The 18,816-nt window shown below is 71.6% G+C and carries 17 protein-coding genes; 10 read left to right on the top strand and 7 right to left on the bottom strand.

Annotated features, from left to right (window positions below; all coding sequences use genetic code 11):
* Positions 1-38 precede the first annotated feature (38 nt).
* From ACFYRY_RS01420 to ACFYRY_RS01410, 3 genes are all read left to right on the top strand, one after another.
* Positions 39-1,586: a sugar ABC transporter ATP-binding protein gene (locus tag ACFYRY_RS01420; protein ID WP_389138854.1), complete on the top strand. Its 1,548-nt coding sequence runs from the start codon at positions 39-41 to the stop codon at positions 1,584-1,586.
* Positions 1,583-2,701 carry an ABC transporter permease gene (locus ACFYRY_RS01415; RefSeq protein ID WP_389138852.1) on the top strand — a complete coding sequence of 373 codons (1,119 nt, stop codon included), beginning with the start codon at positions 1,583-1,585 and terminating at the stop codon, positions 2,699-2,701. Before ACFYRY_RS01420 ends, ACFYRY_RS01415 begins: the two co-directional genes overlap by 4 nt.
* Positions 2,702-2,769: 68 nt before the next feature.
* Positions 2,770-3,933: a substrate-binding domain-containing protein gene (locus ACFYRY_RS01410; protein WP_389138851.1), complete on the top strand. Its 1,164-nt coding sequence runs from the start codon at positions 2,770-2,772 to the stop codon at positions 3,931-3,933.
* A gap of 58 nt (positions 3,934-3,991) precedes the next feature.
* Here ACFYRY_RS01410 and ACFYRY_RS01405 read toward each other — a convergent pair whose 3' ends face one another.
* Positions 3,992-4,825: a class II glutamine amidotransferase gene (locus tag ACFYRY_RS01405; protein WP_389138849.1), complete on the bottom strand. Its 834-nt coding sequence runs from the start codon at positions 4,823-4,825 to the stop codon at positions 3,992-3,994.
* A gap of 86 nt (positions 4,826-4,911) precedes the next feature.
* Positions 4,912-5,460 carry a GNAT family N-acetyltransferase gene (locus ACFYRY_RS01400; protein WP_389138847.1) on the bottom strand — a complete coding sequence of 183 codons (549 nt, stop codon included), beginning with the start codon at positions 5,458-5,460 and terminating at the stop codon, positions 4,912-4,914.
* 152 nt (positions 5,461-5,612) lie between these two features.
* Here ACFYRY_RS01400 and ACFYRY_RS01395 point away from each other — a divergent pair, with 152 nt between their 5' ends.
* A complete protein-coding gene (locus tag ACFYRY_RS01395; protein ID WP_389138845.1) occupies positions 5,613-6,614 on the top strand; it encodes an aldo/keto reductase family protein in 1,002 nt (333 codons plus the stop codon).
* 48 nt (positions 6,615-6,662) lie between these two features.
* On the opposite strand, the gene ACFYRY_RS01390 is transcribed toward ACFYRY_RS01395, so the two are convergent.
* The 4 genes from ACFYRY_RS01390 to ACFYRY_RS01375 all read right to left on the bottom strand — a co-directional run bounded on the left by ACFYRY_RS01390 (position 6,663) and on the right by ACFYRY_RS01375 (position 10,632).
* A complete protein-coding gene (locus ACFYRY_RS01390; RefSeq protein ID WP_389138844.1) occupies positions 6,663-7,364 on the bottom strand; it encodes a response regulator in 702 nt (233 codons plus the stop codon).
* Between the two features lie 179 nt (positions 7,365-7,543).
* Positions 7,544-8,269, bottom strand: coding sequence for a CBS domain-containing protein (locus ACFYRY_RS01385; protein ID WP_389138842.1), 726 nt, complete (start codon positions 8,267-8,269; stop codon positions 7,544-7,546).
* Positions 8,270-8,302: 33 nt separating this feature from the next.
* Entirely contained in the window at positions 8,303-8,767 is a 465-nt protein-coding gene (locus tag ACFYRY_RS01380) for a cyclic nucleotide-binding domain-containing protein (protein ID WP_389138840.1), read from the bottom strand.
* A gap of 152 nt (positions 8,768-8,919) precedes the next feature.
* Entirely contained in the window at positions 8,920-10,632 is a 1,713-nt protein-coding gene (locus tag ACFYRY_RS01375) for a SulP family inorganic anion transporter (RefSeq protein ID WP_389138839.1), read from the bottom strand.
* Positions 10,633-10,936: 304 nt separating this feature from the next.
* On the opposite strand from ACFYRY_RS01375, the gene ACFYRY_RS01370 reads away from it, so the two are divergent.
* A complete protein-coding gene (locus ACFYRY_RS01370) occupies positions 10,937-11,959 on the top strand; it encodes a zinc-dependent alcohol dehydrogenase (RefSeq protein WP_389138838.1) in 1,023 nt (340 codons plus the stop codon).
* Positions 11,960-11,964: 5 nt separating this feature from the next.
* Positions 11,965-12,840: a universal stress protein gene (locus ACFYRY_RS01365; RefSeq protein WP_389138837.1), complete on the top strand. Its 876-nt coding sequence runs from the start codon at positions 11,965-11,967 to the stop codon at positions 12,838-12,840.
* Between the two features lie 17 nt (positions 12,841-12,857).
* On the opposite strand, the gene ppk2 is transcribed toward ACFYRY_RS01365, so the two are convergent.
* Entirely contained in the window at positions 12,858-13,661 is an 804-nt protein-coding gene (gene ppk2, locus ACFYRY_RS01360; RefSeq protein ID WP_389141006.1) for a polyphosphate kinase 2, read from the bottom strand.
* 46 nt (positions 13,662-13,707) lie between these two features.
* Here ppk2 and ACFYRY_RS01355 point away from each other — a divergent pair, with 46 nt between their 5' ends.
* From ACFYRY_RS01355 to ACFYRY_RS01340, 4 genes are all read left to right on the top strand, one after another.
* A complete protein-coding gene (locus ACFYRY_RS01355) occupies positions 13,708-16,089 on the top strand; it encodes a phosphoketolase (RefSeq protein ID WP_389138835.1) in 2,382 nt (793 codons plus the stop codon).
* 217 nt (positions 16,090-16,306) lie between these two features.
* Positions 16,307-16,804: a flavodoxin domain-containing protein gene (locus ACFYRY_RS01350; RefSeq protein WP_389138833.1), complete on the top strand. Its 498-nt coding sequence runs from the start codon at positions 16,307-16,309 to the stop codon at positions 16,802-16,804.
* Between the two features lie 209 nt (positions 16,805-17,013).
* Complete coding sequence (locus ACFYRY_RS01345) at positions 17,014-18,084, top strand: zinc-dependent alcohol dehydrogenase family protein (RefSeq protein WP_389138831.1); 1,071 nt, start codon at positions 17,014-17,016, stop codon at positions 18,082-18,084.
* 19 nt (positions 18,085-18,103) lie between these two features.
* Entirely contained in the window at positions 18,104-18,778 is a 675-nt protein-coding gene (locus ACFYRY_RS01340; protein ID WP_389138829.1) for a helix-turn-helix domain-containing protein, read from the top strand.
* The last annotated feature ends 38 nt before the right edge of the window (positions 18,779-18,816 follow it).

The raw sequence follows: 18,816 nt of genomic DNA, 5'->3' as shown, positions 1-18,816 counted from the left end.
TCGGGCAGAAATCGCCAGGCCGACCCCCGGAGATGTCCGTGCACGACGCTCCCGACACGTCCGCGAAGGCGACGGCGCCCTTCGAGGCGGAACCCCTGGTCCGCATCCGTGGGCTCGTCAAGCGGTTCGGCGGGACCCTCGCCCTGGCCGGGGTCGACCTCGACATCCACACCGGCAGCGTCCTCGCCCTCCTCGGACCCAACGGCGCGGGCAAATCCACCCTCATCAAGGTGCTCGCCGGCGTCCACCACGCCGACGCGGGGCGGATCACGGTGGACGGACACCCGCTCGGCACTCCCGCCGCCTCCCGCACCATGTCCTTCATCCACCAGGACCTCGGCCTCGTGGAGTGGATGACGGTCGCCGAGAACATCGCCCTGAGCGCGGGGTATGCACGGCGCGCCGGACTGATCTCCTGGCGGCGGACCCGCGAGCGCTGCGTGGACGCGCTGCGGCTCGTCGCCGGACATCTCGACCCGGACGCACCGATCGCCACCCTCGCCCCCGCCGAGCGTTCCCTGGTCGCGATCGCCAGGGCACTGGCGGCCCGCGCGAAGCTCATCGTCCTCGACGAGCCGACCGCCCGCCTCCCGGCCGCGGACTGCGCCCGGCTGTTCCGCGTCCTGCACGCCCTGCGCGACGAGGGTCACGCCATCCTCTACGTGAGCCACCGCCTCGACGAGGTGTACGAGGTCGCCGACGCCTTCGCGGTGCTGCGGGACGGGCTGCTCGTCAGCCACGGCTCACTGGCCGGCCACAGTCCCGCCCGTCTGGTGCACGACATCGTCGGCGAGGCACTGGCGGGCCACCACCCCACCACGGCACCGGTCACCGGCGCGGCCGAACTGGCCCTCACCGATGTGAGAGCCCCCGGCACCGGCCCGGTCAGCCTGGAGCTGAGGGCCGGTGAAGCCCTGGGACTGGTCGGCCTGTCGGGCGCCGGGCACCGGGAGCTGGGCCGGGCCATCGCCGGCATGGGTCCCCCTCTCGACGGGCGCGCCCTTCTGGGCGGCCGGCCGTACCGGCCCCGTACGGTCGCCGACGCCGTCAGTCGCGGGGTCGGCCTGGTCCCCGGCGACAGACTGCGGGAGGGGTGCCTCGCCGAGCTGACCGTACGCGAGAACCTCCTGGCCAATCGGCGCGCCGAAGGCCGGTCGGCGCCGCGCTGGATCAGCCCTCGCCGCGAACGCACCGAGGCCGCCGCTCTGCTCGAACGGTTCGCGGTGCGCCCCCGCGACACCGAGACGCCCATCGCCGTCCTCTCCGGCGGGAACCAGCAGAAGGTCATGATCGGCCGATGGCTCAGGGCGGGCCTGCGGCTGCTGATCCTGGAGGAACCGACCGCGAGCGTGGACATCGGCGCCAAGGCCGCGATCCACCGCCTGCTCGACGAGGCGCAGGCCGAGGGCCTCGCGGTCCTGCTCGTGTCCACCGACTTCGAGGAGATCGCGGGCGTGTGCCGACGCACCCTGGTCTTCGTCCGCGGGTCCGTGACGGCCGAGCTGAGCGGCGCGGCTCTCACGGTCGCCGAGCTCACCCGGGCCGCTTCGGCCATGCCTTCCTCCGGAACCGGAACGACCTCGTGACCTCCCAGCCGCCACCCTCCTCCCACTCCTCGCCGGGGCCCCGGCCGGGGCGAGCGGGGCGACTGCGCCGCCCCGCGGGGCACCTCGTCGGCGCCTACGGTCTGCTGGCCCTGACCGCCCTGCTCGTCCTGACCTTCTCCCTCGCCCTGCCGCGCACCTTCCCCACCCTGGACACCGTCGACTCGATCCTGTCGAACCAGTCGATCCCGGCCGTCCTCGCGCTCGCCGCCATGGTTCCCATCGTGACCGGCGCGTTCGACCTCTCCATCGGCTACGGCCTCGGCCTGGCACACGTCATGGTGATGCAGCTCATCGTCAACAGCGACTGGCCCTGGCCGCTCGCCTGCCTCGTGGTGATCGTGGGAGGGGCGATGGTGGGCGTCCTCAACGGGGTCATCGTCGTCTTCGGCCGGATCGACTCCTTCATCGCCACCCTCGGTACCGGCAGCATGCTGTACGCCGTCACCGGCTGGGTCACCGACGGCGGCCGGATCGTCCCCGGCCCGCAAGGCCTCCCGGCCGCCTTCACCGACCTGTACGACTCCACCTTCCTCGGCCTTCCGGTCCCCGCCTTCTACGTGCTCGCCCTCGCCCTCGTTCTCTGGCTCGTGCTGGAACGGCTGCCGCTGGGCCGGAACCTGTACGTGGTCGGCTCGAACCCCCGCGCGGCCGACCTCGTCGGCATCCCGACCGGCACGTACACCATCTACGCCTTCACCGCGTCCGGGCTGATCGTCGGCTTCGCCGGGGTCCTGCTCGCGGCCCAGCAGCAGATCGGCAATCCGAGCGTGGGCCTCGACTACCTGCTGCCGGCCTTCGCCGGCGCCCTGCTGGGCTCCACCGCGATCAGGCCCGGCCGGCCCAACGCCCTCGGCACCGTCGTGGCCGTCGCCGTCCTCGCCGTCGGCCTCACCGGCATCGGTCAGATGGGAGCCGACTTCTGGACGGTCCCGCTGTTCTACGGCGGCACCCTGCTCATCGCCGTCGGCCTGGCCGGATACGCCGCCCGCCGACGTATGCGCACCGGAGCCGTCGCGGCCCGCGACGCGCCCGCCGAACCACCGACGCCGTCCTCCTGGAGGCAGGACGGCGGCACGACAGGCACCGCTCCTTGACCACGCCCCGGGCATCGCCTCCGTGCCCCGGCCGCATCCGCCCGCTCGTTCCTCCGCGAGGAGTTCCCGTGCACGGCAACCACAAGCCCCACCCCCCGGTCGTCAAGGCCCGCCTCGCCCTCTGCGGGCTGCTGGTGACGGCGACGGTCCTCGTCGGCTGCGAACGCGGCTCGTCGGGCGGCGCGGGGGAGTCACCCACGGGTCCCAGCGGCTGCCCCGCCGTCCACAGCGAGGCACAGGCCGCGGTCACCCGGGCGGAGAAGAGCGACGTTCCTTGGGGCGGGCCGACCAGCGGTCCCGCAGCGGTGTCCGGCAAGACCATCGTCTACGTCGCCCAGACCATGACCAATCCCGGCGTCGCGGGCGCCGCGGACGGGGTGCGGCACGCCGCGCGGGTCATCGGATGGAACGTGCGCGTGATCGACGGAGGAGGCACCCCCGCCGGCATCCAGGCGGCCATGAGCCAGGCCGTGTCCCTCAAGCCCTCGGGCATCGTCATCGGCGGGTTCGACCCCGGCTCGACATCGCAGCAGGTCGCGCAGGCCAACGCGCAGGGCATTCCGCTCATCGGCTGGCACGCGGTCGCCGCTCCCGGTCCCAGTCGGCGACCCGAGCTCTTCACCAACGTCACCACCCGCGTCGAGGAGGTGGCCCGGATCAGCGCCCAGTGGATCATCTCGGACTCCAACGGACGCGCCGGGGTGGTGCTCATCACCGACGCCTCGATCCCGTTCGCCAGGAACAAGTCCGAGCTGATCAGGAAGGGGCTCGCCACATGTTCGGGCGTGAAGCTGCTCTCGTACGAGAACATCCCGATCCCGGATGCGAGCAGCCGCACCCCGCGGGAGATCTCCTCGCTTCTCTCCCGGTTCCAGAGCAGGTGGACCCACTCGGTCGCCATCAACGACCTGTACTTCGCCGACGCCGCGCCCGCCTTCCGCGCCGCGGGCGAGAACGGCTCCGGCCCGCCCTTCAACATCGGGGCCGGTGACGGTGACCCCTCCGCCTTCCAGCGCATCAACAGCAGGCAGTACCAGGCGGCCACCGTGCCCGAGCCGCTGTCCCTGCAGGGCTGGCAGATCGTCGACGAGTTCAACCGCGCCTTCGCCGGCCGGCCGGCCAGTGGATACGTGGCCCCTGTCCACGTCTCCACCGCCGACAACAGCGACGGCGCCACGAGCTGGGACCCGTCGGGATACCAGGAGGCGTACCGGAAGATCTGGGGCAGGTGAGGGCCACCCAGAACGCCACGCCTTGCCACGCCATGCCACGCCGCGTCGAGGCGGTCGGTCAGACGAGTTGCGGCGTGAACGGAAGCAGTTCGTCCGCTCCGGGTCGCACGAGGGTGCATGAGCTCTCGGGGACCTTTTTCCAGGCGCCGGGCAGATCGCCCAGAGGCTCCGACACGACGAGGCGGGTCTCGTCCGAGACCTCCCGCAGGAACGCCAGGTCGGGGTGGAGCGCCCGCAGCGCGCGCACCTCGGTGCTGGAGTACAGCGAGCGCGACTCTCCCTGGCTGGAGTAGCGGAAGGCCCACAGCCCCTCTCCGTCTGTCACGGCGACGGTCATCTGCAACGGGAACTCCACCCCGTGCTCGTGACCGGTCCGTTCCACCAGGCCGGCCATCCGCGCCACGGCGCCCGGAGGGTCGTCCTCCAGGCCGAAGGTGAGCGCCAGCCGGAACATCAACTCGGAGTCCGTCGATCCCTCGATGTCGGCGAAGAGCGTCGGGTCGACGGACAGCGCGAGGTCCCGCCGGACGCGGTGGAAGTCGGCGATCGCACCGTTGTGCATCCACATCCAGCGGCCGTACCGGAACGGGTGACTGTTGGTCTGCTGCACCGCGGTACCGGTCGAGGCCCGGATGTGGGCGAAGAACAGCGGGGACCGGACGTGGTCGGCGATCTCCCGCAGATTGCGATTGCTCCAGGCCGGGCCGGTGTCACGGACGACCGCGGGGGAGTCGACGTCCGGTGAGTACCAGCCGACGCCGAACCCGTCACCGTTGGTGGTCTCGACGCCCAGCCGGGAGTGCAGGCTCTGGTCGATCAGGGAGTGGGCGGGTCTGTAGAGGATGGTGTCGAGCAGGATGGGCGTTCCCGAGTAGGCGAGCCACCGGCACATCAGCTACCACCTTCCTGGCGCTCCGATCCGCGCCGGGCCGGACGCCGATCCCGGCACTGGGAGAACCGGGCCGGGGAGCGGCTTTTTCAGGGTCGTACGCCTGACCGTTGATCGCCACACGTCGGGTCCTGCCAGGGCGCCGAGCCCGTGCCGGGCGCGATGCGGAACTCGAGTTCGGGACGGTCCCACACCACAGCGGGCGGGTTCGCGGACACGGTCCCGGTGTGCACCGCGCCCACGCTGCTGTAGAAGCCCTCGGCGGGAGGATGCGACACCACCCGGACGCGGTCGAGCCCGGCCGCACGGGCCTCGGACTTCATGTGTGCGACGAGCATCCGTCCGATGCCACGCCCCTGTGCTCCGTCGGCGACGAACAGCAGGTCGAGCTCCGCCGGGGCGAGGACGAGCGAGTAGAACCCGAGGACGCGGCTTTCGTGCTCGTCGGCGGCGACGGCTACGAAGACGCGGTGGGTCTCGATGTAGTCGGGGCCCACCCTGTAGTCCGCGACCATGGGCGCGTACGGCCCCTCGTAGGCGCGTGAGCCACGCACGAGCCGAGTGAGCCGTCTGGCGTCGCGCACGACGGCCCTCCGCACCGTGACCGTCCCGCTCCCGCGCGTAATGCTCGACTTCATGAGGAGAGTATTACGCACCAGGAGACACCGTCATGCGGCGGGTGCGGCGCTCGCCCCGGCCTTTGCCCGGTGGTTGTTCGACCCCGGCCGGTCGCATCGGCGCCGGGCTGGGGCAGGATCATGGGCACACCTACGCATTGAGGGGTTCAACGATGGAATACCGCCACCTCGGCAACAGCGGCATGATCATCAGTGAGATCGCCTACGGCAACTGGTTGACCCACGGCTCGCAGGTCGAGGAGGAGGCCGCCGTCGCGTGCGTGCGGGCCGCTCTCGACGCGGGCATCACGACGTTCGACACCGCCGACGTGTACGCGGAGACACGCGCCGAGTCGGTGCTCGGGCGGGCGCTGAAGGGCGAGCGGCGCGAAGGGATCGAGATCTTCACCAAGGTGTACTGGCCCACCGGCCCCGGCAAGAATGACCGCGGGCTGTCGCGCAAGCACATCATGGAGTCGATCGACAACTCCCTGCGCAGGCTCGAGACCTCGTACGTGGACCTCTACCAGGCGCACCGGTTCGACCGGTTCACGCCGCTGGAGGAGACCATGGAGGCGTTCGCCGACGTGGTCCACTCCGGTAAGGCCCTGTACATCGGCGTCTCCGAGTGGACGGCCGATCAGATACGGCGGGCGCACGCGCTGGCGCGGGAACTGCGGATCCCGCTGGTGTCGAGTCAGCCCCAGTACTCGATGCTGTGGCGGGTCATCGAGGGTGAGGTCGTGCCCACCAGCGAGGAGCTGGGCATCGGGCAGATCGTGTGGTCCCCGATCGCCCAGGGTGTGCTGACCGGCAAGTACCTTCCGGGGCAGCAGCCGCCGACCGGGTCGCGGGCGACCGACGACAAGGGCTCGGCGATGATCGGCCGCTTCATGCGCGACGAGGTGCTGGAGGCGGTGCAGCGCCTGAAGCCGCTGGCCGACGAAACCGGCCTGAGTCTGGCTCAGTTGGCGGTCGCCTGGGTGCTGCAGAACAGCAACGTGTCGGCCGCGATCGTCGGCGCCTCCCGGCCGGAGCAGGTGACCGAGAACGCCAAGGCGGCCGGGGTGACGCTGGACGCGGATCTGATGGCGCGCATCGATGAGATCGTGCTGCCGGTGGCGGTGACGGATCCGCATCTCGTGCACCAGAGCGTGCCGGCGCAGCGTCCCTGAGCCGCTGGGGGGGGGCGGGGCCGACAGTGGCTCGGCGGTCCTCGCCCCTCACTGGGTTCGGTTTTCTCCCGTGTCCGGCTGCTCGAGCTGGGAGGCCAGCACCGCGGCCTGGACCCGGCGTTGCACGCCCAGCTTGGCCAGCAGACGGGAGATGTGGTTCTTGACGGTCTTCTCCGACAGGTAGAGCTTCCTGCCGATCTCGCGGTTGGTCAGGCCGTCGCCGATCAGCACCAGGATGTCCCTCTCGCGCGGGGACAGGCTCGCCAGCTCGGACGGTACGGCCGGGCTGTCCGCCGGGTCGGCGCGCAGGGAGCTCATCAGGCGGGCCGTGGTCGCGGGATCCAGCATCGACTGGCCCGCGGCCACCGTGCGAACGGCCGAGACCAGGTCGGACCCCTTGATCTGCTTGAGGACGTAGCCGGAGGCACCGGCCATGATCGCGTCGAGCAGTGCCTCCTCGTCGTCGAACGAGGTCAGCATCAGACAGGCGAGCTGGGGCATCTGGTCGCGCAGCTCCCGGCAGACCGAGATGCCGTCGCCGTCCGGCAGCCGCACGTCCAGGACGGCGACGTCGGGGCGCAGCGCCGGGCCTCGCGCGAGTGCGTGGTCCACGGTGCCGGCATCGCCGACCACCGCGATGTCCGGCTCGGCGCCGAGCAGGTCGGCCAGGCCCCGGCGGACGACCTCGTGGTCGTCCAGCAGGAACACCCGGATCGGGTTCTGTTCGGTGAAAGTGCGCGGCTCCGACATGACAGACCCCTCGTTCCCCGGTGGAGGACGGGCTGCGCGTACCACCGTCCCTGACGCCGATCATCACCCGCCCGGGCCGAACGCACCAGGGCCGACCGGCCCCACTCGCGCGAACGAGGTGGCGGCACTCACGAGACCGAAGTTCACAGGCGGGCACGCCGCCACAGTTCCTGGCAGGTTCACGCCGAACCGCTGCTCGTGGTGTCACCGGGAGGCGCACCCTCGGGCGGGGCCGGGTCGACGTGGCGGGTGAGGTCGAAGTCCACGTCCACGACGCCCTCGACGGCCCGGACCAGCCGTGCCGCCACCGGCACCAGCGAGGTGTCCCGGACCCGGCCGACGAGCTTGACGACGCCGTCCCGCACGTCCACCCGGATGCTTGACTTCTGCGCGGGGAACAGAGGGGAAACGACCTCGCGTCGTACCTCCTCGGCGATCTCGTCGTCGGCGCGGAGGAAGACCTTGAGCAGGTCGGTACGGCTGACGACACCTTCGAGCAGGCCCACGGCGTCGACCACGGGGAGCCGCTTGACCTTCGCACGGGCCATGGTCCGGGCGGCCTGGGCGAGGGTGGCGTCCGGGTGGGTGGTCAGAACCGGGGAGGTCATGAGTTCCTCCGCGGTCACCGCGCCGGCCTTCGCCAGGTCGGACAGGCGGCGCAGTTGGCCGGTGGGGGTCCCTTCGCTCGAGCGGAGCCGGGCATCGCTGTCGCGGAACTCCTCCTTGGGAAGCAGGTCCGCTTCGGAGACGACGCCGACGACACGGCCCTCACCCTCGATGACGGGCAGGGCGCTGACCTTCCAGTCCTGCATCAGCTGCACGATCTCCTTGAAGGGTGCTCGGCGGCCGACTGCCGCGACGGTATGGGTCATCACATCGCTGACGATGTACGGGGTGGCGTGCATGACCACTCCTTGGTCGCTGTACGAGGGTGTGGATCAGATGGCGCTGCCGGCGCCGTACGGGGCGTACAGGTCCAGCAGGCGTGTCCTGGCCGAGCGGAGACGGTGGGCGAGTATCTGGCCCACCCACTGGCTGACGTCGTTGCCCAGGGCCGGGTTGTCCCGGCACATCGACCGGACGGCCTCGGCGTCGAATTCGTAGGCCCGGATCGGTGTGGTCGCCTCGGCGCCCAGGTGCCAGACGTGCGGCGCGAAGAGCCAGGACCAGCCGACCAGCTCGTTGTGCCCGAGGCACTCGATGACGGCCGCCCGGCGTCCGGGCACCCGCATGTCGAGCTCGATGCTGCCGGTGCGGATGATCCAGAAACGGTCGGCGCGCGCACCCTCCTCGAACAGGCGCGTCCCCTGGGGTATGGACACTTCCCGGGCGACGCGCATGAGCTGCTGAAAGTGTTCCGCTGACAAGGAGCGCAGCATGGTGGGGGTGGGAGAAACGTTCATGGCCTGCCTCCGCGGAGGGGTGCGAACTTCCAAGGCCAGCGTGTGCCGGGTCCTCCTGGTGGGCCATGGGCCACCTGGCCCACGCATCGGACCGTTGGGTACCAATGAGCCGCGGAGTGTCCGCGAACGCTGAGAGGGGAGGACGCCTCGGCCTACCGGCTCCCGAGCCATGTGCGGTAGGCGGCCACCGCCGTCGGCAGCGTCGGGAAGATCCGGTCCTTGCCGACGGAGTCCGTCAGGCCGTACGCCTCCAGATCGTCGAGCAGGTCCTGCTTCACGCGGGCCAGGGCGAACACGATGCCGCGGTGGGTCAGTTCACGGCGCAGTTCGTCGACCGCGTCGAGGGCTGTGATGTCCACCTCCACATTGGCCTCGGTGTTGAGGACGAACCAGCGGACCGGTTCGTCCTGTTCGTCGACGGTCGACAGGGCGCGGCGCCGGAAGTCCTCCGCGTTGGCGAAGAACAGCGGAGAGTCGTAGCGGTAGACCAGCAGACCGGGGATCGTGCGGGCCCGCGGGTAGTCGTCGACGTCGTGCATGCCCGCCACGCCGGGCACCAGACCCTCGACGGCGTCGTGCGGGCGGGCCACCCGGGTCAGCAGCTCGGCCACCGACAGACCGACGGCCACGATCACGCCGTACAGGATGTCCAGGGCGAGCACCCCCGCGAGGCAGCCGAGTGCCAGCAGCAGCTCCCGGCGGCGGAAGGACGCCAGCCGTCCGAAGCCCGCGAGGTCGACCATGCGGACCGCGGCGTAGACGACGAGCGCGCCGAGCACCGCGGACGGTGTGCGTGTCAGCAGCGGGCTGAGGAAGAGCAGCACCGCGAGCACCACCGCTCCGGCCACCAGGGAGTACGCCTGACTGCGGGCGCCCGCCGACGCGGCGAGGGCGGTGCGGCTGGCGCTGCTGCTCACCGGGAAGCCGTGCAACGCGCCGGCGCCGAGGTTGGCCGTTCCCAGGGCGAGGAACTCCTGGTCGGCGTCGAGCCCGGGACCTTCGTCGTCGCGGTCGCGGAAGGCCCGCGCGGTGAGGATGAAGTCGGTGTACGCGACCAGCAGCACCCCGAGCGCGGGCAGCACGAGGCCCGGCACTTCCCCCAGGTCCGGGACGGCGAGGCTCGGCAGACCGGACGGGACCTCGCCGATCACCTTGATCCCGTACCGGCCGTCGAGGTCGAAGGCCACCACGGCGGCGGTGCCGAGGACGACGGCCGCCAGCGGCCCGGGCACGGCACGGACGTGACGGGCCATCACGAAGAGGAAGACGAGCGTGACGGTGGAGAACACGACGGTGGCGAGGTGCGCGTCCGACAGATGCGTGAGGAAGGACCACAGCTGGGGGAAGAACTTCTCGCCGGTCGTCGGCACCCCGGTGAGTTTGGTCAGCTGGTCCACCATCATGATGAGCGCCACGCCCGCGAGATAGCCGATCAGTACGGGGCGGGAGAGCAGGTCGGAGAGAAAGCCCAGCCGCACCGCCCGGGCCACCAGGCACAGCAGTCCGACCGTGACCGCGAGGGCCGCCGCCAGTGACGCGTAGCGCCCGGGGTCCCCGGCGGCCAGCGGTGCGACCACGGTGGCCGTCATGAGGGCGGTGGTGGACTCCGGGCCGACCGACAGCAGGCGCGAGGAACCGAACAGCGCGTACAGCGCGAGCGCCGGGAGGATCGCCCACAGACCGGCCACCGGTGGCAGGCCGGCCACACCCGCGTAGGCCATGACCTGCGGTACGAGGTAGGCGGCCACGGTCACCCCGGCGAGCAGGTCGCCCCTCAGCCACGAGCGCCGGTAGCCGAGGAGCGCGACCAGGCCGGGAGCCGAGCGGCGCCACCCCGAGAGGTGTCTGCCGGAGCCTTGGGACATCTGCCGCCTTCCGTCGTCTGACGTCATGGTCCACCGGTGGCCGACCTGGCGCGAGGACCACCACACGACACCCTCGCGGGACACCGGCCGCGCTGTCACCGTCCTCGACGGGGTCGCTCGGCCCCCCGACGACGAATGCGGCGGCCGCCGCCCGCGCCCCCCTGGACGCCGGCCCGCGCCGCGGGCCGGTCGGCCCCCATCCGGGACCAGTGGCCCCTGCGCAAGGAGCCCCGCCGGACACGACGCTGGAATCAGCCCCGCCGTCGTCCCCCACGACCGACCCGTCACCGAGGAGAACACACCCATGAAGGCTGCGGTCGTACGAGCACTCGGCGAGCCCCTCGTCATCGAGGAGCGCCCCGATCCGGAGCCCGGCCCCGGACAAGTCCGCGTCCGGGTGGAGGCGTCCGGGCTGTGCCACACCGACATCCACGCCGCCCGAGGCGACTGGCCCGTCAAGCCGAACCCGCCGTTCGTCCCCGGGCACGAGGGCGTGGGTCTGGTGGAGGCGCTCGGTGCGGGCGTCACCCACCTGTCCCTCGGCCAACGGGTGGCCGTGCCCTGGCTGGGCAAGGCATGCGGACGGTGCGAGCACTGCCTGTCCGGGTGGGAGACGCTGTGCGAGCAGCAGATCAACACCGGTTACGGCTGCGACGGCGGCTACGCCGAGAAGATGCTCGCCTGGGCCGACTTCGCCCAACCGGTGCCCCAAGGCGTCACCGCCATGGACGCCGCCCCGCTGACCTGCGCCGGCGTGACGACCTACAAGGCGCTGAAGGTGGCCGGCGTCCGGCCGGCCCAGCTCGTCGCGATCTCGGGCATCGGCGGGCTCGGACACCTGGCGGTGCAGTACGCGAAGATCGCCGGCGCGCGGGTCGCCGCGATCGACGTCACCGACGAGAAGCTGCGACTCGCCTCGGAACTCGGCGCCGACCTCGTCATCGACGCCCGCGAGGACGACGTCGGCACCACGCTCAAGCGGCACGGCGGCGCACACGTGGCCCTCGCGCTCGCGGTGGACGACGCGGCCTTCGAGGCCGTCAACTCCGGGCTGCGGCGCGGCGGGAAGCTGGTCATGGTGGCCCTGCCGGCGCACGGCACGGTCCGCGTGCCCGTCTTCGACACCGTCCTGAACGGCACCTCCGTGATCGGCTCGATCGTCGGCACCCGGCAGGACCTCACGGAGGTCTTCCAGCTGCACGCGGCCGGGCGCACCAAGGTCATGTACGAGGCCCGCCCGCTCGTCTCCGTCAACGACTCCATCGACGAGGTCCTGCGCGGCGAGGTCAAGGCCCGCATCGTGTTCGACCTGGGCGCGGGGTGGTGACGGCGATGACCGGACGGCCCCTGGTCGTAGGCGTGGACGGCTCCCAGCCGAGCCTGCGGGCCGTCGACTGGGCGGCCGACGAGGCCGTCCTGCGCGGCGCGACGCTGCGCCTCGTCCATGCCTCCCTCTGGGAGCGGTACGAGGGTGCCACGCCCGCGGGAGACCCCGGCGAGCCGTCCGAGCAGGTGATGGCCGAGGACGTCGTGAGGACCGCCGTACAGCGGGCCCGCCTGCGCCATCCCGGCCTCCGGGCCGTCACCGACGTGCTGCCCGAGGAACCCGGGCACGCCCTGATCCGGGAGGGACGCGACGCCGCCGCGCTGGTGCTCGGAAGCCGCGGCCGCAGCGGGTTCGCCGAGCTGCTGCTGGGCTCGGTCAGCCTGACCGCCGCAGCCCACGCGGACTGCCCGGTGATCGTGCTCCGCGGCAGCCAGGACAACCAGGTCCGGTCCGGGCCGGGCGGCCGGGTCGTCGTCGGCGTCGGCGAGCGGGGCGCGGACTCCGCCGCCCTGCGCTTCGCCGTCCAGGAGGCACGGATCCGCGACGCGACCCTGGACGCGGTACGGGCCTGGCGGTGCCCCGCGCACGAGACCACCGACCACCCCCTGCTCGCCGGCGAACCCGCCGGGCTGCACGAACAGCACGCCGCTGAGATCCTGGAACAGGCACTGAAGGACGTGCCCGCGGATGTGGAGCTGCGCCGGCGGACGGTGGAGGGACCGGCCCGCGGGGTGCTCCTGGGGGCCTCGCACCAGGCCGACCTGCTGGTGGTCGGGGCCCGGCGCGACCCGGGGCACCGCGGGCTCCAGCTGGGACGCGTCGCCCACGCGGTCCTGCACCACGCCGCCTGCGCGGTCGCGGTCGTCCCCGAGCGGACGTGAGCGGGGTGGCCGGTTGTTCAGAGGTTCGCCGCGTGATCGGGGACGTAGGTCTGCAGATCGCGGGACGGCCGCACATAGCCGGTCGACTCCGGCCGCTTCGGCAGTTCGAGCACGGGCGGGGGAGCATCGCTGTACGGCAGGGAGCCCAGCAGATGGGCGATCATGTTCAGCCGGGCCCGGCGCTTGTCGTCGCTCTCGACCACGAACCACGGCGTCTCGCTGATGTCGGTGTGCACCAGCATCTCGTCCTTGGCCCGCGAATAGGCCTCCCAGCGGGTGATCGACTCCAGGTCCATCGGGGACAGCTTCCAGCGCCGCAGCGGGTCCTCCATGCGGCGCCGGAAGCGTTCCTGCTGCTCGGTGTCGCTCACCGAGAACCAGTACTTGCGCAGCAGGATCCCGTCCTCGACCAGCATGCGTTCGAAGATCGGGCACTGGCGCAGGAAGAGCTGGTACTCCTCCGTGGTGCAGAAGCCCATCACCCGCTCGACCCCGGCCCGGTTGTACCAGGACCGGTCGAACAGCACGATCTCCCCGGCCGCCGGCAGGTGCTCGATGTAGCGCTGGAAGTACCACTGGGTGCGCTCGCGCTCGGTTGGCTTCGGCAGCGCCGCGATCCGTGCCACGCGCGGGTTGAGGTGCTCGGCGACCCGTTTGATGGTGCCGCCCTTGCCCGCCGCGTCCCTTCCCTCGAAGACGACGACCAGCCGGGCGCCCTCCGCCCGCACCCACTCCTGCAGCTTCACCAGCTCCGTCTGCAGGCGGAGCAGTTCCCGCTCGTACGCCTTGCGCGGCAGCTTCGCCGCCTTCTTGCCGGCCATGCCGCCTCCAAGCCCGAGACCTACGCCGATGAATCCGGAGTCACTCATGCCCACGGTCGAACACCAGGACGCCACGGTACTTTCCGACGAGGAGCTGCGCACCCTGGACGCCCACTGGCGGGCCGCGAACTACTTGGCCGCCGGACAGATCTACCTGATGTCCAACCCGCTGCTCACCGAGCCACTCAAGGCCGAGCACATCAAGCCCCGGCTCCTGGGTCACTGGGGCACCTCGCCCGGCCTCAACCTCGTGTACACCCACCTCAACCGGGTGATCAGGGCGCGCGGACTGGACGCACTGTGTGTCTGGGGGCCGGGGCACGGCGGGCCGGCCGTGCTGGCCAACTCGTGGCTGGAGGGCACCTACAGCGAGACCTACCCGGACGTGCCGAGGGACGGGGACGGCATGGCCCTGCTGTTCCGGCAGTTCTCCTTCCCCGGCGGTGTGCCGAGCCATGTCGCCCCTCAAACGCCGGGCTCGATCCACGAGGGCGGTGAACTCGGCTACTCGCTGGCGCACGCCTACGGGGCCGCCTTCGACAACCCGGACCTGCTGGTCGCCTGTGTGATCGGCGACGGAGAGGCGGAGACCGGGCCGCTGGCCGCGTCCTGGCACTCCGACAAGTTCCTCGACCCCGTGCACGACGGCGCGGTGCTGCCGATCCTGCACCTCAACGGCTACAAGATCGCCAATCCGACGGTGCTCTCCCGGCTCCCGGAGGCCGAACTCGACTCTCTGCTGCGGGGCTACGGCCACGAGCCGATCCATGTGAGCGGCGACGACCCGGCCGAGGTGCACCGGGCCATGGCCCGGGCGTTCGACGACGCCCTGGACCGCATCGCGGCGATGCAACAGACCGCCCGCGAGGACGGCGTCACCGAGCGCGTGCACTGGCCGGTGATCGTGATGCGCACCCCGAAGGGCTGGACGGGCCCCGCCGAAGTCGACGGCGTGCCCGTCGAGGGCACCTGGCGCGCCCACCAGGTCCCGCTCGCGGCGGTCCGCGAGAACCCCGAGCATCTGCAACAGCTGGAGACCTGGCTGCGCTCGTACCGGCCCCAGGAACTCTTCGGCGCCGACGGCCGCCCCGTCGCCGACGTTCTCGCCTGCGTCCCCGACGGCGCCAGGCGGCTCGGCGCCACCCCGCACGCCAACGGCGGCCTGCTGGTGCGGGACCTTCCCATCGGGTCACTCGACGACTTCGCGGTACCCGTCGACAAGCCCGGAACCACCCTGCACGAACCCACCCGTGTCCTCGGTGACCTCCTCGCCCGGGTCATGCGGGACACCGGCGGGCGCCGGGACTTCCGCCTCGTCGGTCCCGACGAGACCGCGTCCAACCGGCTCCAGGCCGTCTTCGACGTCAGCGGAAAGGCCTGGCAGGCCCAGCACCTCGTGAGCGACGAACACCTCGAGCACCACGGCCGGGTGATGGAGATCCTCTCCGAACACACCTGCCAGGGCTGGCTGGAGGGATATCTGCTGACGGGCCGTCACGGACTGTTCTCCTGCTACGAGGCGTTCGTGCACATCGTCGACTCCATGGTCAATCAGCACATCAAGTGGCTCAAGACCGCACGGGAGTTGACCTGGCACGCGCCCATCGCCTCCCTCAACTACCTGCTGACCTCCCATGTGTGGCGCCAGGACCACAACGGGTTCTCCCACCAGGACCCCGGCTTCGTCGACCACGTCCTGAACAAGAGCCCCGAGGTGGTACGGGTCTACCTGCCGCCGGACGCCAACACCCTGCTGTCGGTGGCGGACCACGCACTGCGCAGCCGGGATTACGTCAACGTGATCGTGGCAGGCAAGCAGCCCTGCTTCGACTGGCTGTCCATGGACCAGGCCCGCGCCCACTGCGCACGCGGCGCCGGCATCTGGGAGTGGGCCGGCACCGAGAACGGCGGCGGGCCGGACGTCGTCCTCGCCTGCGCCGGAGACGTGCCCACTCAGGAAGTCCTCGCCGCCGCACAGCTGTTGCGCCGCCATCTGCCGGAGCTGGCCGTCCGCGTGGTCAACGTGGTCGACATGACCCGGCTGCTGCCGCGTGAGGAACACCCGCACGGGATGAGCGACTTCGAGTACGACGGCCTGTTCACCACCGACAAGCCGGTGATCTTCGCCTACCACGGCTACCCGTGGCTCATCCACCGCCTCGCCTACCGCCGCACCGGCCACCCGAACCTGCACGTACGCGGCTACAAGGAGTCCGGCACCACGACCACGCCGTTCGACATGGTGGTCCGCAACGATCTCGACCGCTACCGCCTGGTCATGGACGTCATCGACCGCGTCCCAGGCGTGGCCGTGCGCGCCGCCGCCGTGCGCCAGCAGATGGCCGACGCCCGCACCCGCCACCAGGCGTGGATCCGCGAGCACGGCATGGACCTGCCCGAGGTCGTGGACTGGACCTGGAGCGCCTGACCTCCCCGCGCGCGTCCGAAGGGGCCGGCCGCCGCCCTCCCACCGGGAGGTGGGAGGGGGGAAGCAGGGACCATCGGCGGCGCGCGGGGCCGATCGGCCCCGCGCCCGTCCCCGTACAGCCCCTGGGACTCCGTCCCGGCCCGCAGGACGATCGAAGTGCCGAGAGCCGGCGCGGCCGACGGCAGGCCGAGCCGACCGTGAGAGGAGGCGGACCATCATGACCGACACCGTGTTGGTCACCTACGGAACGACGAACGGATCCACGGCGGGCATCGCCGAGGCCGTCGCCGATGTCCTGCGCAAGGACGGACTGACCGTCGAGGTGCTGCCGGCCGGGTCCGTGACGAGCGTGTCGCCGTACGACGCCGTCATGGTCGGCGGCGGCCTCTACGCCGGACGCTGGCACAAGGACGCGCGGCGGTTCGTCCGCCGGCACAGCGGCGAACTCGCGAAGCGCCCCGTGTGGTTCTTCAGCAGCGGCCCGCTCGACCCCTCGGCCTCCGAGCGGGACATCCCGCCCGTGCGAGGTGTGCGGCGGGCGATGGACCGCCTGGACGTCCGGGACCACGTCACGTTCGGCGGGTGCCTGGAGGAAGGCGCCAAGGGACGCATGGCCAAGATGATCCTCCGCTCCGGAAAGGGCGGCGACTTCCGGGACTTCGGCGCCATCCAGGCATGGGCGCAGAGCATCGCGGATGCCCTGGCACGGACGTAGGCGGGACAAGAGGAGAGGACAGGAGATGGGGGAGGGGTGTGGGGGTGTTCGGCAGCTGCTGACCGGCCCCGACGCCCGGTTCGCAAGGCGGCACCGGGGCCGGGAGGTCCGCACAAGGGCCGGACGGCCCAAGCAGCGCGGACGACGACCGGACAGGCTGGACCCATGAGGCGATCCCGGCACGCGAACAGAGGATGGTGAGGAGCGTCATGAAAGGCTTCGTCTTCCACGGCCCCGGGCAGTCCGCCTGGGAGGAGGTCCCGGACCCCGCCGTCCAGGAGCCGACCGACGCCATCGTGCGGGTCGACACCGTCACCATCTGCGGGACGGACCTGCACATCCTCAAGGGCGATGTGCCCGAGGTACGGCCGGGCACCGTCCTGGGCCACGAGGCCGTCGGCGAGATCGTGGAGGTCGGCGACGACGTCCGGACCGTCCGTCCGGGCGATCGTGTGCTGGTCTCCTGCATCACCGCCTGCGGCCGTTGCCGCTACTGCCGTGAGGGCAGCTACGGCCAGTGCCGGGGCGGTGGGGGCTGGATCCTCGGCCACCTGATCGACGGCACTCAGGCCGAGTACGTCCGCGTCCCCCACGCCGACCTGTCCGTGCACGCACTGCCCGGCGCGGTCGACAGCAAGGACGCGGTCATGCTGGCCGACATCTTCCCGACCTCCTACGAGGTGGGCGTCCTCAACGGGCGGGTGCGCCCCGGCGACACCGTCGCCATCGTCGGAGCCGGTCCCATCGGCCTCGCGGCGATCGCCACGGCGGCCCTGTTCGCGCCCGAGAGGATCGTCGCCGTCGACCTGGCCCCGTCCCGGCTGGAGGCCGCCAAGCGGCTCGGTGCCGACGCGGTGGCCGACGCCCGCGAGGACCCCGAGCAGCTGATCGCCGATCTCACCGACGGTCTGGGCGCGGACGTGGTCATCGAGGCGGTCGGCGCGCCGGAGACCTTCGAGCTGTGCACCCGCGTGGTGCGGCCCGGCGGCCACGTGGCCAACATCGGTGTCCACGGCAAGCCCGCCACGCTGCACCTGGAAGACCTGTGGATCAAGAACGTGACCATCACCACCGGTCTGGTGGACACCCACTCGACGCCCATCTTGCTGCGCATGGCGGCCGCCGGCCGGCTGCCCACCGCGCAACTGGTCACCCACACCTTCCCGCTGGAGCACGCGGAGGAGGCGTACGAGGTCTTCGCCCGGGCCGCCGACACCGGCGCCCTCAAGGTGGTGCTCGGCGAGCCGTCGCACGAGGAAGTCGCCCTCCGGGCGGCCTGACGAGAGGACGTGACGGGCCATGACAGAAGAGACACCGGTGAACGCGACGGAGGGCCCGCCCTCGGGTGACCTGGGCCGCCGACTCGCCGCACGCCGGGTCCAACTCGGGCTGACACGGGAGGAGACGGCCGCCCGAGCGGGCATGGCCCCCACCTATCTGGCGCACTTGGAGCAGCATCCCGGCGCCGCGCCGAGCAGGGGGGCGCTGCTCTCGCTGGCGGCGGTTCTGCAGACCCGGGTGTCGGCGCTCACCGGCGGCGATGCCGAGATGCCACCCGGTCCCGGGCAGGCCGCTCGTGCTCCCGGGTTCACCGAACTGAGCAGGACCGAATGCGCTGACCTGATCTCGACCCACGGGGTGGGAAGGCTCGGGCTGTGCACGGACCAGGGCCCCGTGATCGTCCCGGTCAACTACAGCGTCGTCGACGGCGGCGTCGTCTTCCGGACCGCCCAGGGCGCGACACCGTCGCTGGCGTCCGGCTCCCGGGTCGCGTTCGAGGTCGACCGCATCGACGACGTGTTCAGCCAGGGCTGGAGCGTGCTGCTGCGTGGCCACGCGCGCCTGGTGACGGATCCCGGCGAGGCACAGCGGCTCGCGCACCAGGCGTACAGCACACCGTGGGCGGGGGGCCGACGCGACATGTGGGTGCGCATCGAACCGTATGCCGTCACCGGACGCCGGATCACGGTCTGAACCGGGCCCTCCCCGGGGAAGCAGGCCGCCGATGCTCC

It is taken from the genome of Streptomyces sp. NPDC005263, assembly GCF_042872365.1.
Classification (GTDB): domain Bacteria; phylum Actinomycetota; class Actinomycetes; order Streptomycetales; family Streptomycetaceae; genus Streptomyces.
The sequence above is the reverse complement of the archived record's forward strand: the minus strand, read 5'-3'. Positions and strand labels throughout refer to the sequence as shown.

Bases quoted from the DNA above. Each gene is read 5' to 3' on its own strand.
- ppk2 (WP_389141006.1), bottom strand. From the start codon at position 13,661: ATGGCCGGCAAGAAGGCGGCGAAGCTGCCGCGCAAGGCGTACGAGCGG.
- ACFYRY_RS01365 (WP_389138837.1), top strand. From the start codon at position 11,965: ATGACCGGACGGCCCCTGGTCGTAGGCGTGGACGGCTCCCAGCCGAGC.
- ACFYRY_RS01390 (WP_389138844.1), bottom strand. From the start codon at position 7,364: ATGTCGGAGCCGCGCACTTTCACCGAACAGAACCCGATCCGGGTGTTC.
- ACFYRY_RS01355 (WP_389138835.1), top strand. From the start codon at position 13,708: ATGCCCACGGTCGAACACCAGGACGCCACGGTACTTTCCGACGAGGAG.
- ACFYRY_RS01405 (WP_389138849.1), bottom strand. From the start codon at position 4,825: ATGTGCCGGTGGCTCGCCTACTCGGGAACGCCCATCCTGCTCGACACC.
- ACFYRY_RS01345 (WP_389138831.1), top strand. From the start codon at position 17,014: ATGAAAGGCTTCGTCTTCCACGGCCCCGGGCAGTCCGCCTGGGAGGAG.
- ACFYRY_RS01350 (WP_389138833.1), top strand. From the start codon at position 16,307: ATGACCGACACCGTGTTGGTCACCTACGGAACGACGAACGGATCCACG.
- ACFYRY_RS01385 (WP_389138842.1), bottom strand. From the start codon at position 8,269: ATGCACGCCACCCCGTACATCGTCAGCGATGTGATGACCCATACCGTC.
- ACFYRY_RS01375 (WP_389138839.1), bottom strand. From the start codon at position 10,632: ATGTCCCAAGGCTCCGGCAGACACCTCTCGGGGTGGCGCCGCTCGGCT.
- ACFYRY_RS01400 (WP_389138847.1), bottom strand. From the start codon at position 5,460: ATGAAGTCGAGCATTACGCGCGGGAGCGGGACGGTCACGGTGCGGAGG.
- ACFYRY_RS01395 (WP_389138845.1), top strand. From the start codon at position 5,613: ATGGAATACCGCCACCTCGGCAACAGCGGCATGATCATCAGTGAGATC.
- ACFYRY_RS01370 (WP_389138838.1), top strand. From the start codon at position 10,937: ATGAAGGCTGCGGTCGTACGAGCACTCGGCGAGCCCCTCGTCATCGAG.
- ACFYRY_RS01340 (WP_389138829.1), top strand. From the start codon at position 18,104: ATGACAGAAGAGACACCGGTGAACGCGACGGAGGGCCCGCCCTCGGGT.
- ACFYRY_RS01380 (WP_389138840.1), bottom strand. From the start codon at position 8,767: ATGAACGTTTCTCCCACCCCCACCATGCTGCGCTCCTTGTCAGCGGAA.